General features: G+C 67.1%; 12 protein-coding genes. 7 read left to right on the forward strand and 5 right to left on the reverse strand.

What is annotated here, in order from left to right; all coding sequences use genetic code 11:
• The first annotated feature begins 58 nt into the window (after positions 1 to 58).
• Genes ACWEVP_RS19330 through ACWEVP_RS19355 form a run of 6 tightly spaced genes read left to right on the forward strand, consistent with a single transcriptional unit; the run spans position 59 to position 8,494 of the window.
• Positions 59 to 985, forward strand: coding sequence for a carbohydrate ABC transporter permease (locus ACWEVP_RS19330; RefSeq protein WP_452063892.1), 927 nt, complete (start codon positions 59 to 61; stop codon positions 983 to 985).
• A 1-nt stretch (position 986) separates the two neighbouring features.
• Positions 987 to 1,850, forward strand: a complete 864-nt coding sequence (locus ACWEVP_RS19335) for a carbohydrate ABC transporter permease (protein WP_452063893.1) — start codon at positions 987 to 989, stop codon at positions 1,848 to 1,850.
• 32 nt (positions 1,851 to 1,882) lie between these two features.
• On the forward strand, positions 1,883 to 3,223 hold the full coding sequence (locus ACWEVP_RS19340; protein WP_452063894.1) for an ABC transporter substrate-binding protein: 1,341 nt from the start codon (positions 1,883 to 1,885) through the stop codon (positions 3,221 to 3,223).
• Positions 3,220 to 4,758, forward strand: a complete 1,539-nt coding sequence (gene arfA / locus ACWEVP_RS19345) for an arabinosylfuranosidase ArfA (RefSeq protein ID WP_452063895.1) — start codon at positions 3,220 to 3,222, stop codon at positions 4,756 to 4,758. Before ACWEVP_RS19340 ends, arfA begins: the two co-directional genes overlap by 4 nt.
• The gene (locus ACWEVP_RS19350) at positions 4,751 to 6,499 is read left to right on the forward strand and encodes a glycoside hydrolase family 35 protein (RefSeq protein WP_452063896.1); all 1,749 of its coding nucleotides are present in this window, start codon (positions 4,751 to 4,753) and stop codon (positions 6,497 to 6,499) included. Before arfA ends, ACWEVP_RS19350 begins: the two co-directional genes overlap by 8 nt.
• Before the next feature lie 33 nt (positions 6,500 to 6,532).
• Positions 6,533 to 8,494: an RICIN domain-containing protein gene (locus ACWEVP_RS19355; RefSeq protein ID WP_452063897.1), complete on the forward strand. Its 1,962-nt coding sequence runs from the start codon at positions 6,533 to 6,535 to the stop codon at positions 8,492 to 8,494.
• 241 nt (positions 8,495 to 8,735) lie between these two features.
• On the opposite strand, the gene ACWEVP_RS19360 is transcribed toward ACWEVP_RS19355, so the two are convergent.
• The 4 genes from ACWEVP_RS19360 to ACWEVP_RS19375 form a co-directional block, all read right to left on the reverse strand.
• Complete coding sequence (locus tag ACWEVP_RS19360) at positions 8,736 to 9,122, reverse strand: transcriptional regulator (protein ID WP_452063898.1); 387 nt, start codon at positions 9,120 to 9,122, stop codon at positions 8,736 to 8,738.
• 295 nt (positions 9,123 to 9,417) lie between these two features.
• Positions 9,418 to 10,263, reverse strand: coding sequence for a S1 family peptidase (locus ACWEVP_RS19365; protein ID WP_452063899.1), 846 nt, complete (start codon positions 10,261 to 10,263; stop codon positions 9,418 to 9,420).
• Between the two features lie 61 nt (positions 10,264 to 10,324).
• The gene (locus ACWEVP_RS19370) at positions 10,325 to 10,576 is read right to left on the reverse strand and encodes a hypothetical protein (protein ID WP_452063900.1); all 252 of its coding nucleotides are present in this window, start codon (positions 10,574 to 10,576) and stop codon (positions 10,325 to 10,327) included.
• Positions 10,573 to 10,827, reverse strand: coding sequence for a hypothetical protein (locus ACWEVP_RS19375; RefSeq protein WP_452063901.1), 255 nt, complete (start codon positions 10,825 to 10,827; stop codon positions 10,573 to 10,575). The genes ACWEVP_RS19370 and ACWEVP_RS19375 overlap by 4 nt, the downstream gene beginning before the upstream one ends.
• Before the next feature lie 656 nt (positions 10,828 to 11,483).
• Here ACWEVP_RS19375 and ACWEVP_RS19380 point away from each other — a divergent pair.
• On the forward strand, positions 11,484 to 12,650 hold the full coding sequence (locus ACWEVP_RS19380; RefSeq protein WP_452063902.1) for a hypothetical protein: 1,167 nt from the start codon (positions 11,484 to 11,486) through the stop codon (positions 12,648 to 12,650).
• Positions 12,651 to 12,708: 58 nt separating this feature from the next.
• On the opposite strand, the gene ACWEVP_RS19385 is transcribed toward ACWEVP_RS19380, so the two are convergent.
• On the reverse strand, positions 12,709 to 14,442 hold the full coding sequence (locus ACWEVP_RS19385) for an ATP-dependent nuclease (RefSeq protein ID WP_452063903.1): 1,734 nt from the start codon (positions 14,440 to 14,442) through the stop codon (positions 12,709 to 12,711).
• Between the last annotated feature and the right edge of the window lie 492 nt (positions 14,443 to 14,934).

Raw genomic sequence — 14,934 nt, forward strand, 5'->3', positions numbered from 1 at the left:
GTTACCCTTCGGCGCGGAAATGTTGACGTAAACATCAGCACCAAAATCCGGAGGGACGATGACGTCCACAGCGGCACCGCCCGTCGCGGCACCGGCGCGCCCGGCGCGCGCGGCCCGCCGTTCGCGGCGGAACTGGCGCGGCTGGCTCTTCGTCGCCCCCTTCATGCTCGTGTTCGCGCTCACGTTCGTGGCGCCGGTCGGCTACGCGTTCGTGCTCAGCCTCTTCCGCGACCAGGCGTTCTTCGGCGGCACGGTGTTCGTCGGAGCCGACAACTACGCACAGGTGCTCGCCGACCCGAAGTTCTGGGAGGCGTTCCAGCGGGTGCTGGTGTTCCTCGCGGTGCAGGTGCCGATCATGCTGGTGCTCGCGCTGATCGCCGCACTCGCGATCGACAGCGCCCGCCTGCACGCCGCCGGGTTCTTCCGGGTCGTGATCTTCCTGCCGTACGCCGTCCCCGCCGTGGTCGCCGCCCTGATGTGGGGCTTCATCTACGGTGACCACTTCGGACTGGCCGCCGACCTGAACCACCTGCTGGGCACCGAGGTCAAGCCGTTGTCGCCCGGCTGGCTGCTCACCTCGATCGGCAACATCGTCACGTGGGAGTTCGTGGGCTACAACATGCTCATCTTCTACTCCGCGCTGAAGGTGATCCCCAAGGAACTGTTCGAGGCGGCCGCGATCGACGGCGCCGGCGCGTTCCGCACCATCCTGTCGGTTAAGCTCCCCGCGATCCGGGGTGCGATCGTGGTGGCGACGATCTTCTCGATCATCGGCAGCTTCCAGCTGTTCAACGAGCCGAACATCATGCGCAACCTGGTGCCGAACACGATCGGCACCTTCTACACACCGAACATGTACGCCTACAACCTTTCCTTCACCGGGCAGCAGTACAACTACTCCGCCACCGTCGCGATCGTGATGGGCGTGATCACCGCCGTCATCGCCTACGTCGTGCAGCTGCGCGGCTCCCGGAAGGAGATGTGACGTGGCCGCGTTCTCGGTGACCAACCCCCGCAAATCGCGCGTCCTCACCGGCTTCATGGCGCTCTACCTGCTCTACACCCTGGTTCCCCTGGTGTGGCTGGTGATCAACGCGTCCAAGACCCAGCCGGCGCTGTTCTCGACGTCGGGGCTGTCCTTCGGCGGCACGTTCGCGCTGTTCGACAACATCGGCCAGACGTTCACCTACAACGGCGGGATCTTCTTCCGCTGGCTCGGCAACACCCTGCTGTACGTCGTGGCCGGCGCCGGTGGCGCGACGATCCTCGCCACGGCCGCGGGCTACGGGCTGGCCAAGTACCGCTTCCCCGGCCGCCGCTCGGTGTTCGCCGTCGTCCTGGGTGCGGTGGCGGTGCCGCCCACCGCGCTGGCCGTGCCGACGTTCCTGATGTTCAGCAAGCTCGGGCTGACCAACACGCCGCTGGCGGTCCTCATCCCGTCGCTGATCAGCCCGTTCGGCCTGTACCTGATCTGGGTCTACGCCGCCGACGCCATCCCGGACGAGCTCCTGGAAGCGGCGCGGATCGACGGCGCGGGCGAGATCCGGATCTTCCTCACCGTGACGCTGCGCCAGCTGGTCCCCGGGATCATCACCGTCGCGCTGTTCACGATGGTGCAGACGTGGAACAACTACTTCCTGCCGCTGATCATGCTCAGCGAGCCGAAGTGGTACCCGCTGACCGTCGGGCTCAACCAGTGGAGCGCGCAGGCCAACGGCGCCGGCGCCCAGCCGATCTTCAACCTCGTGCTCACGGGGTCGTTGCTCACGATCATCCCCCTCGTCCTCGCTTTCCTGCTCATGCAACGGTTCTGGCAATCCGGGCTGAGCGCGGGCAGCGTCAAGCAGTAACCCGCCGTCACACCGCCGTGAAGGGACATCCGATGTCAAGATTCCGCACTCGCGCCAAGGCGGCCGCCGCCATCGCGCTGGCCGCAGCGCTCGCGGTCGGCTGCTCGTCCGGGGGCACGTCCTCCGCACCCGCCGCCGCCACCGGCACCCAGGACTCCGTCGACGCCGCGCTCAAGGCAGGCGGCGAGATCACCTACTGGAGCTGGACCCCGTCGGCCAAGGACCAGGTGGCCGCGTTCCAGAAGGAATACCCGAACGTCAAGGTCAACTACGTCAACGCGGGCACCAACAAGGAGGAGTACACCAAGCTCCAGAACGCGATCAAGGCCGGCTCGGGTGCCCCCGACGTCGCCCAGATCGAGTACTACGCCCTTCCGCAGTTCGCGCTGACCGATTCACTGGCCGACCTCAACCAGTTCGGGTTCGGCTCGTTCGAGAAGGACTACAGCGCTTCGACGTGGGCGCAGGTGAAGAACGGCAACGGGATCTACGGCCTCCCGCAGGACTCCGGCCCGATGGCCCTGTTCTACAACAAGGAAGTCTTCGACAAGAACGGCATCACCGTCCCGAAGACGTGGGACGAGTACCTCGCCGCGGCGAAGAAGCTGCACGCCGCCGACCCCACCAAGTACATGACCTCGGACACCGGTGATCCCGGGGCCGTGCTCAGCATGATCTGGCAGGCCGGCGGGCGCCCGTTCGCCGTCGACGGCAAGAACGTGAAGGTGAACTTCGGCGACGCGGGCACCAAGAAGTGGACCGCGATGTGGGACCAGATGATCCAGGGCAAGCTGCTCGCCCCGGTCAAGGAGTGGTCCGACGACTGGTTCCGCGCCCTCGGTGACGGCACCATCTCGTCCCTGGTCACGGGGGCCTGGATGCCGGGCAACTTCATCTCTTCGGTGCCCGGCGCCAGCGGGAAGTGGGCCGTGGCGCCGATGCCGACCTACGACGGCAAGCCGGTGACCGCGGAGAACGGCGGCAGTGCCCAGTCCGTGGTCAAGCAGAGCAAGAACCCGGCCCTGGCCGCGGGTTTCGTGCGCTGGCTCAACCACGCCGGCGGCGTCGCGCCGTTCATCAAGAGCGGCGGCTTCCCGTCCACCACGGCCGACCTGACCTCGCCCGCGTTCGTCGACGAGGCGGTGCCGTACTTCGGCGGCCAGAAGATCAACCAGGTGCTGACGCAGGCGTCGAAGGACGTCGCGCCGGGCTGGACCTACCTGCCGTACCAGACCTACGCCAACAGCATCTTCAGCGACACCGCGGGCAAGGCCTACGTGAACGCCACGCCGCTCGACGCCGGCCTGGCGGCCTGGCAGCAGGCCATCGTGGACTACGGCAACCAGCAGGGCTTCACGGTCAGCGCGGGATGACCGTCCACATCGAAGGCGACGCGGGCGAGGTGATCGGCCCGGTCCCGCGTCGCCTCTTCGGCTCGTTCGTCGAGCACATGGGCCGGTCCGTCTACACGGGACTGTACGAACCCGGGCACTCCACGTCGGACGACCGCGGGTTCCGCGGCGACGTGCTGGAACTGGTCCGCGAGCTCGGGCCGACCGTGGTCCGGTACCCCGGCGGCAACTTCGTCTCCGGCTACCGCTGGGAGGACGGCGTCGGCCCGCGGCGGCCGGTCCGGCTCGACCCGTCCTGGCACAGCGTCGAGTCCAACCGCTTCGGCCTGCACGAATTCGCCGCGTGGGCCGAAGCCGCGGGTACCGAGGTGATGTACGCCGTCAACCTCGGTACCCGCGGCATCCAGGAGGCCATCGACGTCCTGGAGTACTGTAACCACGAGGGCGGCACGGAACTGAGCGAGCGGCGGCGCGCGAACGGCGCCGACCGCCCGTTCGGCTTCAAGCTGTGGTGCCTCGGCAACGAGATGGACGGCCCGTGGCAGATCGGCCACAAGACGGCCGAAGAGTACGGCCGCCTGGCCGCCGAAACCGCGCGGGTCATGCGGATGGTCGACCCGGACGTCGAGCTGGTCGTCGCGGGCAGCTCGCACGCGGACATGCCGACGTTCGGCTCGTGGGAACGCACGGTGCTGCGCCACACCGCCGAGCTCGTCGACCACATCTCGCTGCACGCCTACTACCAGGAACTGCACGGCGACACCGACAGCTACCTGGCCAGCGGCGCCGCGCTGGACCGCTTCATCGGCACCACCGCGGCGATCATCGACGACGCCCTCGCCGAACTGGGCCTGGACAAGAAGATCGGGATCAGCGTCGACGAGTGGAACGTCTGGGACCTGCGCCGGTGGAACGAGGTGGACCAGGCGCGGCTCGCCGAAGGCGGCTGGCGGGAGCACCCGCGGATCATCGAGGACGACTACACCGTCACCGACGCGGTCGTCGTCGGCTCGCTCCTGAGCTCCCTGCTGCGCAACGTCGACCGCGTCACCATGGCCAACCAGGCGCAGCTGGTGAACGTCATCGCGCCGATCCGCACCGAGCCCGGCGGCCCGGCGTGGCGGCAGACGACGTTCCACCCGTTCCAGCGGGTGGCCGCGCTGGCGAGCGGGCAGAGCCTGCGCCTGTCCGTCGAGGGTCCACGGCTTCGCACCGCGCAACACGGTGAGGTCGACCTCGTCGACGTCGCCGCGACGGCGGGGGAGTCCGGGCGCGGCGCGGTGTTCCTGACCAACCGCGCCACCACGTCGGCGACCGAGGTCCGGATCCGCCTGCGCGGCGCGCGGTACGGGTTGTACGCCGCCGAAACGTTGACCACGCCCGAAGGCGGGACGCGCCACACGACCAACACCGCCACCGCGCAACCGGTCCGGCCGGTGCCGCTCCCCGGCGCCGCCGCGACGTCCGACCCAGGGGGGACGACCATCACCGTGACACTGCCACCGCTGTCCTGGACCGTGCTCCAGCTGAGCCCGGAGGCGGCTCCGCATGCCTGAGTTCGCCATCGGGGAGTCCGACTTCCTGCTCGACGGGCAGCCGTTCCGGATCCTTTCCGGTGCCCTGCACTACTTCCGGGTGCACCCGGACCTGTGGGCCGACCGGATCGACAAGGCCCGGCGGATGGGCCTGAACACCATCGAGACGTACGTCCCGTGGAACGCGCACGCCCCTTCGCCCGACGTGTTCGACCTGGCCGGCGGGCTCGACCTCGACCGGTTCCTGCGGCTGGTCGCCGAAGCCGGGATGTACGCGATCGTCCGGCCGGGACCGTACATCTGCGCGGAGTGGGACAACGGCGGCCTGCCGGCGTGGCTGTTCCGCGACCCGGCGGTCGGGGTCCGCCGGTACGAGCCGCGCTACCTCGCCGCCGTGCGCGAGTACCTGACGCGCGTCTACGAAGTCGTGGTGCCGCACCAGGTCGACCGCGGCGGGCCGGTGCTGCTCGTGCAGGTCGAGAACGAGTACGGCGCGTTCGGCGACGACAAGCAGTACCTGCGGGCGCTGGCCGACCACACACGCGCGTCCGGGATCACCGTGCCACTGACCACAGTGGACCAGCCGGACATGCTCGAAGCGGGCAGCCTCGACGGGCTGCACCGCACCGCGTCGTTCGGCTCCGGCGCACGGGAGCGGCTGGCGATCCTGCGGGCGCACCAGCCGACCGGTCCGCTGATGTGCAGCGAGTTCTGGAACGGCTGGTTCGACCACTGGGGCGCCCACCACCACACGACGCCCGCCGCGGACGCCGCGGCGGAGCTCGACGCGCTGCTCGCCGCGGGCGCGTCGGTCAACCTGTACATGTTCCACGGCGGCACCAACTTCGGCCTCACCAACGGCGCGAACGACAAGGGCGTCTACCAGCCGCTGGTGACGTCCTACGACTATCACGCCCCGCTGGACGAAGCCGGCGACCCGACGCCGAAGTACCACGCGTTCCGCGACGTGATCGCCCGCTACCACAAGGTGCCGGACTCGGTCCCGCCGCCGCCGCGGCCCGCGCCGACGGCCCACGCGGTGCTGCGCGACCCGGTCCGGCTGCTCGACGCCCCGGACCGCTGGGGCACCTGGGAGTTCCACGAGGAGCTGCCCGCGTTCGACGACCTGACGCCGATGCCGCGCCTGGCGCTGCTGCGCACGACCGTTTCGGGCGACCGGCCGGGCGTGCTGGCGTTCGGCGAGGTCCGCGACCGCGCGACGGTGTTCTTCGACGGCGACCCGGTGGGCACGCTGCAGCGCGACCACCACGAGCGGGCGATCGCGCTGCCGCGGGCGCACGGCGAGCTGCTCGTGCTGGTCGAGGACCAGGGCCGCGTCGACTACGGCCCGCGGATCGGCGAGGCGAAGGGCGTCATTGGCGGCGCGACGCTGCACGGCGAGCCGCTGACCGGGTGGGACGTGCTGCCGCTGGAGCTCGACACGCTCCCCGGGCTGCGGCCGGCGGTGCCGTCGCTGGTCGCCGGTGCGGTGGCCGGGCCGGTGCTGCTGCGGGCTTCGGTGGACGTCGACGCGTCCGCGGACCTGTTCCTCGACACCGGCGAGTGGGGCAAGGGCCTGGTGTGGTTCAACGGGTTCTGCCTCGGCCGGTACTGGCGGCGCGGCCCGCAGCGGACGCTGTACGTGCCGCGCCCGGTCGTCCGCGCGGGCGCCAACGACCTCGTCGTGCTCGAACTGGACACGATGCTCGACCCGGCGGCGCGGTTCGTGCCGCGGCCGCTGCTGGGCCACACGGAGGCCTGAGCAGTCCCCACCGAAGCGAAGGGCAGTTCGACGATGAACCTGCGGCGTTTGCTCACCGTCCTTTGTGTACCGATCGTGGCGGCGGGGGTGGCCGCGGCACCCGCTTCCGCGGCCACCGCCGTCACCGTCCGGCCCGATCCGACCTATCGCCAGCAGCCGTTCGAAGGGTGGGGGGCGAGCCTGGCGTGGATGGCCGAGGCGACCGGCGGTTACCCCGATCCGGTCCGGAACCGCCTGGCGGACATGGTGTTCGGCCCCGACGGGCTCAACCTGAACATCGCCCGGTTCGACATCGGCGGCGGCAACGCCCCGGACGTCCCGGACTACCTGCGGCCCGGTGGCGCGGTCCCCGGCTGGTGGAAGGCGCCCGCCGGGACGACCCGCGCCGACAAGGACTGGTGGACGCCGGGGGACCCGGCCGAGTTCGACACCGCGGCGGACCCGAACCAGCGCTGGTGGGTCGACAAGATCAAGAACCGCGTCACGAAGTGGGAGGCGTTCAGCAACTCGCCGCCGTACTTCCAGACGGTGTCGGGGTACGTCTCCGGCGGCTTCACGGCCACCGACGAGCAGCTGCGCCCGGACAAGATCGGCGACTTCACGGCGTACCTGGCGCAGGTCGTGCGCACGCTGGAACGGGCGCACGGCATCACGTTCTCCTCGGTCGACCCGCTGAACGAGCCGAACACGAACTACTGGAAGACCACCCTCGGCGCCGACGGGAACCCGACCGGCGGCCGGCAGGAGGGTGCGCACATCGGGCCGGCCGTGCAGTCGCGGCTGATCCCGGCGATGGCCGCGGCGCTGCCCGGGAAGGTCGTCTCCGCGCCCGACGAGACGAACCCGGACATCTTCGCCGCCGACTGGGCGGGCTGGTCCGCCGCGGCGCGGGCGGCGGCCGGGCGGCTGAACGTGCACACCTACGGCACCGGCAACCGGCCGATCCCGCGTGACCTGGCGAAGGGCGCGTCGAAGCCGTTGTGGATGAGCGAGGTCGGCGGGAGCTGGCTGGACCGGCAGGACTTCACCAGCATGGACTCGGGGCTCGGGCTGGCCGGCCAGATCACCGACGACCTGCGCCTGCTGGAGCCGGGCGCGTGGGTCGGCTGGCAGCCGATCGAGGACTACGACAACATGAAGCCGGGCGGGGAGTCGGCGGCGGGGATGAACTGGGGCGAGATCCAGGTCCCGTTCGGCTGCACCACTTCGGACTGTCCTATCCGGACGAACACGAAGTTCGACACGATGCGGAACTTCACCCACTTCATCCGCCCGGGCGACCGGCTGATCGCGTCGGACGACACCGCTTCGACGGCCGCGATGCGCGCCGACGAACTGTCGTCGGTGGTCCACGTCAACCCGGGCGCGGCGGAGCAGGACGTGACACTGGACTTGTCCGGCTTCGGGAGCGTCCGGCCGGGCGCGTCCGTGACGCCGGTGGTCACCGACGTCACCGGCGCGCTGCGCCGCGGCAAGCCGGTGCGGGTGACGTCGGCGCGGGCGACGCTGCGGGTCCCGGCCCGGTCGGTGACGACGTTCCTGGTCACCGGGGTGTCGTCGACGGCCGCGGGCACGGGACTGGGGTCGGGCAAGCCGGTCGCGTTCACGGGGGTGCAGAGCGGCAAGTCGCTGTCGGCGGAGAACGGCGGGCTGGTCCAGCGCACGACGGACGCCTCGGCGGCGGCGCAGCACTGGACGTTGACCGACCGCACGGGCCGCTACGGCAACCGCGACCGGTTCTCGATCGCCTCGGCGGCGACGGGCGCGGTACTGAGCACATCAGGCGGCGCGGTGACGCTGGCCCCACCGGGCACGTCGGACCCGGCGGCCCAGTGGACGCTGTCGACAACGGGTGACGGGACGTGGACGTTCGTCAACGCGGCGAGCGGTCAGCTGCTGGACGTCACGGGCGAGTCCCGCGCCGACGGCGCGAAGATCGGGCTCTACCGGCCGACGAACGGCCCGAACCAGCGCTGGCAGGCCGTGGCGAGGTAGCCCAAGCGCCCCAAGACGATGTCCTATTTGGTTACATAGTTGTGACAGAGAAGGCCGGGCCGCCTACCTGTCCCGCACGTGGGACAGGTAGGCGTACCCGTCCCGCACGTGGGACAGGTAGAAAAATAGGATTTGAGCTGGGGAAACGTCGACTGGGAGGGGTGGGACAGGTTCACCGGAGCCTGTCCCACCCGTCCCGAACCGGCCGTCTGGAGCTCTTTCAAGACATGGCAGCAGGCTGTCACACGTCCTGCTCCGGTGGCGGACCGTCGCACGCAGCGGATCCAGTGCCGATCAGTTCGACCGCGCGGGACACCACGGCTTGGAGCGCTTCGAGGTGGTTCACGAGCCGGTCGCAGCCCTCGGGTGTGAGCCGGACCGAGGTTCGCTGCGCCTTGTTCCGCTGGGTCTGGACGATGCCCTCCCGGCGGAGCTTGCCGAGCTGGGCGGACAGCGCGGCCGGGGTGACGTCGAGCGCTGCGCAGATGAACCCGAACTCACACCAGCGCATCTCGGCAAGCAGGGTCACGACGAACAGCCGCGCGGGCGCGAGCAGCACCGGATCAAGATCACGGCTGATGCTGCGGATAGCGACCGGTCGTCGCTCACTGCGCACTCTGGCGATCACTAGCGCTTCCCTCGTCGTTTCGTTGTCGTGTCGTGGAACGGCCGTGCGCCTTGCCGCCGCGTGGGCGCGCATCTGTACCCGGCATCCTGGAGCCGCGAGGAGCCGCCCGACCCCCTCCGCACACGGGGTCGGGCGGCTCAACTCTTGGTGCTCATGCTGGCCGCAGGTGGATCAGTACAGCGAAAGAAGACTGCTCCCCACCTTGGATTCCGCATATCCCGGGGTGATGAGTGGTCCGGGGGCGGTGACTTTCACGGCCGCATGAGGTGATACGCCACCGCGACGCGGCCAGGGACTACGCGGCAGCGACCGCGGCTCCTCGGGCCGTGTCGTAGATCCAGGTCCGGAAGTCCGGCGAACTCGTGTAGATCGTCGGCGAGACGCCCGGGTACTCGGCGGCGGCGCGGCTGCAGGTGCCGACCAGTTGCGGCACCCCGTCCACGAGCGCGACGGCGGGGCCGCCGGAGTCGCCGCCGCCGGGGCCGTCGGTGCCGTGCGGGTTGTCGGTGCAGATCTCGCCCGCCGACTGGCCCGCGTCGGCGCACCGCTCCGGCGCCAGCACCGTGGTACGCAACTGCTGGAGCCGCACCGGCGGGTTGCTGGTGTCCCCGTCCGGCTGGTCCGCGCCCCAGCCGTAGAGCGTCACCGGGTCACCGGGCCGGGCCGCCTGTCCGGCGAGCGGGATCGGCTGCACATTCACCGGGTGATCCAGCTTGAGCAGGGCGATATCGTCCACCGGCTGTTTCGGCGCCCCCGCCGCCCACTGCCACCCCGGGTGCACCTTGATCTGAACGACCCTGGCCGTCTCGCCACCCCGGGTGCGGTCCTTCGAGCCCACGCGCACGGAGAAGGTTTTCGCCGACACCGGGATCCTCCCGGTGTTGCCGGGCGTGTCGGTGAAACAGTGCGCGTTGGTCGCCACCCAGCTCCGGAACACCAGCACGCCCCCGCACCACGGGGCGGTGAAGCGGCCGTAGGCGGGGGCGTCATACACCATCGACACTGCCCAGCTCGTGTCCCCGGTCGCGGCGCTCCCGCCGACAATCTCAGGTTGGACAGCAGCGGTCGCGACGCTTGCGCCGAGCAGCCCCGGCAAGGCCAACGCGGCCACGATGGACGCGATTGCGGTTGTTCTCAACACTCCCTCTTTCCGTTGTGTACCAACAAAACTCCGAGCCAAACGCTCGGAAGATCCATCGTGCTTAGTAAGGTCGCCGCCACACGACGAATGCCAAGAGCCACCGGAAAAGACCCGGGACGTGGACGAGGTCGTCAACGACCAGCACGGCGGGCCAGCAGATCCCGGCGACGACGGCCACGACCACGGCCCGCGCCCTGACGGGGCCCTGATACCACTGCGACGGCACCGACGAGCGCAGGTCGCCGTAGGTCTCCCGGCCGATGACCAGCCCCCACGGAACCCACACCATCCCCAGAACAAGGAGATCGTTCACCGCGACAGCTCCGGCACACCGTCGGTCAGCTCCGGATCAGGCATCGGTGCCCGGCGCAAACACGACACGCACGGCATCCCCTGGATCCGGTCGAGGTGCTCCAGTTCGCCGTGACCGAAGGAGGTCCCGCAGAACGCGGTTAGCCGCTCCGGCACCGTGTCCCCGGTCGACACCTCGAACACGTGCACCACCCGGCGCGTCTCACCCACGACCCCCGGCAACGGGCGCCCGAACACCAGCCGGACCGTCACCGCGCCCCCCGCAGCGCGTGGTGACCGGCGGGAACGGATGCGATCGGGGCGCTACCCGCCCCCGCCGGAACTGGGGTTCGACCGTTTCGCTCCGGTCCCGGTCGTGACTGCGGGCACGGGATGGATGACGGAAGGTCGGGAAACTGGGAGCCGCGAAGCAAGCGACGCAACGCCGATGGCTTCCGATGCCGCGTTCGCCGGATGCGTTGCTTCGCGGTCGGGAGTGTTGAGCGGGCGACCAGGAACGCGTAGCACCTTGGGCAGAGGCGACCCGGCGGCAGCAGCATCGAGCCGGTCAGCACGACGTGCCCGCAGACTGCCTCGTACCGTCCATGGGTGTCGTCGCGCCTGCCGCGAGCGAACTCCTCATCGGTCACTGCATGGTCTATGCCGTCTCGTTCGCTCCGGTGCCAGCTCACATGCAGGCCCGCGCCCCTTCCCGGCCGTTCGACGCTCACCTGAAACCCTTCTCCGCAGGTCCCGCCGGCCAGGTCGGATCCACGCTCCCGGGTGGGTGCCGCCTCCTACAGGCCGACCAGGCGGAACAAGTTGTATGATCTGAAATCAGCCTGGATCAATAGCTCATATCAGCGACAGGTCAGGCGAGGGACATACAGGGGACATGCCGCGGCACCGGAATGTGAGGAGGGTGGACGATGGCAATCGATGACGCTGCCGGGCCTGCGCCTCGCACCGTCCTAGAGCAGAAGATCCGCGAGCGACATCAGACGTTGGCGGAGTTCGCTTCTGCCGCCGAAGAGTTCGCGCGCAGCTTCGGTGAGCCGGGAACCCTCAGCGAACGCCACCTGAAGCGCCTCGCCGCTGGGCGTCGTCCCGACGGCACGCCGGTCGGCCGTCCGCGTCCGGCGACGGCACGGCTACTTGAGCGGATGCTGGGACTTAGGATCGATGAACTGCTCGCTCAACCGGACGCGGCTCTGGCAGTTAAGCCGAGCGAGTACGAGCTACGGCAGCGACTTAGCGCGGCCCGCCGGGTCAACCCAGATGTGCTGGCGCTGCTCCAGTCTCAGCTCACAGCAGTGCGCAGACTTGATCGACAGTTGGGTGCGACTACTGCTCACGACGAGGTCGCGACCAAGATCAGTCAGGTGTACCGCCTGCGGTCGCATAGCTTGACTCCAAGCGTCCGGAGCCAGCTTGCGGCTTTGCTCGCCGAGTTCGGCACACTCGCCGGGTGGCAGGCCCTCGATATGGGATGGGTCTCCGACTCGTGGCAGTTCTACGAACGAGCGAAAGCGGCTGCGTCGGAATCCGGCAATGCCGCGTTCGAAGTCCATTGCGCCGCTGAACAGGCCTTTGTGTTGATCGAGGTCAATGAGACGACGTCGGCCGTGGAACTGCTGAACACGACCGAGCGCCGAGCCCAGCGCACCAGCGGCCGTCTCCTGCGATCCTGGCTTGCTGCCGCACACGGGGAAGCACTCGCGGCAGACGGCCAGCGTTCAGCGAGCCTGCACGCTTTCGATCGCGCGGCCGGGTTGTTGCCGTCCTGCACGCCGACGGCGGATGGACCGTATGTCGTACTCGACCAGGTCCACCTCGCGCGATGGCGCGGTCACGCTCTGGCCCGGATCGGCGAACCCGAAGCCGTCGACGTTCTCTCGGCGGCCCTTAGTCGCCTTGACCCTACATTCGCTCGCGCCGAGACGGCACTGCGCGTCGACCTCGCTACCGCTTTTACGACGATGGGCGATCGTGAGCAGGGGCGTGCGCACGCGGTCCGAGCGAGAGCGCTCGCGGCCGAGATCGGTTCCCTCCGCCAACAGCGACGGATTGATCGGCTCCAAGCCGCGCTGACGTGACTTCCTATTTGGCAAGGTCAGTGCGTCGTAGCTGGCAGCATCAAGTAGTTGGACGGAATCAACTCAGCTTCTGATCTATTTCGAGGAGCAGGTCACGCATTTCTGCGGGAACCTCATGTGATCTCATCGTCGACGACAATGAGCGAGCAGACAACGCTTTGCCGCCCACGGCTTGAAAGTTTCGGTTCACGCCTGCAATAAGATCCTTTGCGGGGACATGGTCGATTCTCCACTGGCGAATCGACCAGTTTTCATCAAATCTTTGCCTGCAAGATTGATAGGTGGTTGCAGAGTAAATTCCTTTACGTCGCTCCTCTTCAAGAGCCAGCGCGAGAGTCTGCGAGAATACGTACTCCTCAAGGGACTCCAAAACATCGTCCAACGACTCACGGACAACATCCTCCGACAAGCCCGATATGCGCACCATCGCCGGTTCAGAAATCAGATAGCTCTCTAACTCTTTGCGTTGCCATACATGCGGACTGACTTCACTGAAGTCGAACTCGGAAACCATTTCTGCTACAGCTTTTTCGTCAAGGAAATCTCTGTCGAGAACCACGTATATCGCCACTGCGGAGTCCAGTAGTGTGGTGTTGATCCATCCAAACGAGCTTGCAAGCCTGCGCTTTGATGCTCCCCCCATGGGAACAACCGTTAGACCTCGTTCTTGGGCAACCATATCGGCACCGATCGTTTTTGCAATATTTCGCAAAACCCGCATGTCCTGCCCCTCAACAAAGAGCGCAACTCTGGCACGGAGCGCCTTGGCTAGTTGAAGGTTAAACCCGGAGCCGAGGACGTGGTTCAACTCTGAAAGTGCATCGTCACTATTGACAGCCCGTGAAGTCTTTTTACCCCTATCGACAATAACTACGGAATTCCTACTGGCTTCAGCTAGCATCTCCGGCGCATGTGTCGCTAGAACTACTTGACACCGCGAGTCTTCGAGCAGATGGATCAGTCGACGTTGCAGATCGGGATGCAGGTAGACGTCGGGCTCGTCGAGCACAAGGCTTGTGGAATCCATCTGGCGCCAGATGTGGAATAGAATCTGCAGCCAGATTTGGAGACCATCCCCCGACCAGCAGATCTCCTTTTCGGTCCGTGTACTACTTTCGACAAAATAAAGATCAAGAGCCCTGGAATCCTTGGATGTTGTTACAACAAGATCAATCTTTTCAATCTCTGGAGTGTGCTCTATTAAATATTCACAGAGCTTGGAATACTCTTCCGGGTTCGCTTCTTTTCGGAGGTGAAGCTGGTTACGAAAGTGCCTACTCGCCAGCCGCGTGCCAAGATTCTCTTTAACGTGGGTTTCAGACAGGACTACCTCGTCTTGCTCTAAGGGCGACATGGTTTGGACAAAACCCATCGTCGAGTAGAACTGTTTGGCAACACGCAGAGCAGGCGGCTGTGCGCCTGGGACGTGTTCCAGATAGAAGTAGGGCCGCTCATCGTCGACTGGCCATACTACATAGAGTGCGGCCTTATTCTTGAAGTAAAGTTCGATCCGCGCTTCAACTTCGCGAAACTCGTGGCGGACATTGGCGTCAATAAAGCCGCTGGCCGGCGCGGAAGACACCGCATATGCCATGACCGATCGGTCGCGCCGAACGTCCTTGATGACAAACTCAGGCTTTCGCCTCATCGCTAGAGATAGTAGACTGGAGCACAATCTGAGGGCTGCAATTATTGTACTTTTTCCGGCATTATTGGGGCCGATCAAGATTGATGTTTCCGGCTTAAAGTGAACAGTGAAATTGCCAAATCCTTTGTAGTTGACTAGATGCATTCGTGCAAGCAAGAAATACGTCCATTCTGCGAGTTGGCGACCACATTGAAGGAATGGTGGCTAGCTAGGCTGCCGAAGATCTTGTGTGCATGCGCGCCGAAAAGCCCTATAGTCACGCCCTCCGCCGAAGTCCCAATCCCATACCATGTAGTCGCGCGCTCTCAAGGTTTTATTACGGACGTTGAGCTCGCCGCATCCGGGGAGCCATGTGCGTTTGCTAAGCACTTTGGTAAGACCTGTAGCGTTCATCGAGGAGGCGGGCCGGGCGGTCGAGTCCAGCGCCCTCGCTCGCGGACGTCAGAAAGGCTGATCTTGGATGCCGGAACCCCGGCGCCCGGGCAATACCCGTCAGTGCGCCACGGTTGCCGGGGGTTCGGCATGCGTCCCGGACTGCAAGGCTCGGACGTCGCCGGGACTGCTAGGCGATATCCACGCGACCCGTGTCAAAGCCTGTGGTACCCGGCCGCGCACGCCGCACCTGCCCCGTTGCCT

The sequence above is a fragment of the Amycolatopsis sp. NPDC003865 genome, from assembly GCF_053605345.1.

Excerpts from the sequence above, each read along its gene's own strand:
- arfA (WP_452063895.1), top strand. The coding sequence starts at position 3,220 with ATGACCGTCCACATCGAAGGCGACGCGGGCGAGGTGATCGGCCCGGTC.
- ACWEVP_RS19355 (WP_452063897.1), top strand. The coding sequence starts at position 6,533 with ATGAACCTGCGGCGTTTGCTCACCGTCCTTTGTGTACCGATCGTGGCG.
- ACWEVP_RS19385 (WP_452063903.1), bottom strand. The coding sequence starts at position 14,442 with ATGCATCTAGTCAACTACAAAGGATTTGGCAATTTCACTGTTCACTTT.
- ACWEVP_RS19380 (WP_452063902.1), top strand. The coding sequence starts at position 11,484 with ATGGCAATCGATGACGCTGCCGGGCCTGCGCCTCGCACCGTCCTAGAG.
- ACWEVP_RS19330 (WP_452063892.1), top strand. The coding sequence starts at position 59 with ATGACGTCCACAGCGGCACCGCCCGTCGCGGCACCGGCGCGCCCGGCG.
- ACWEVP_RS19350 (WP_452063896.1), top strand. The coding sequence starts at position 4,751 with ATGCCTGAGTTCGCCATCGGGGAGTCCGACTTCCTGCTCGACGGGCAG.
- ACWEVP_RS19340 (WP_452063894.1), top strand. The coding sequence starts at position 1,883 with ATGTCAAGATTCCGCACTCGCGCCAAGGCGGCCGCCGCCATCGCGCTG.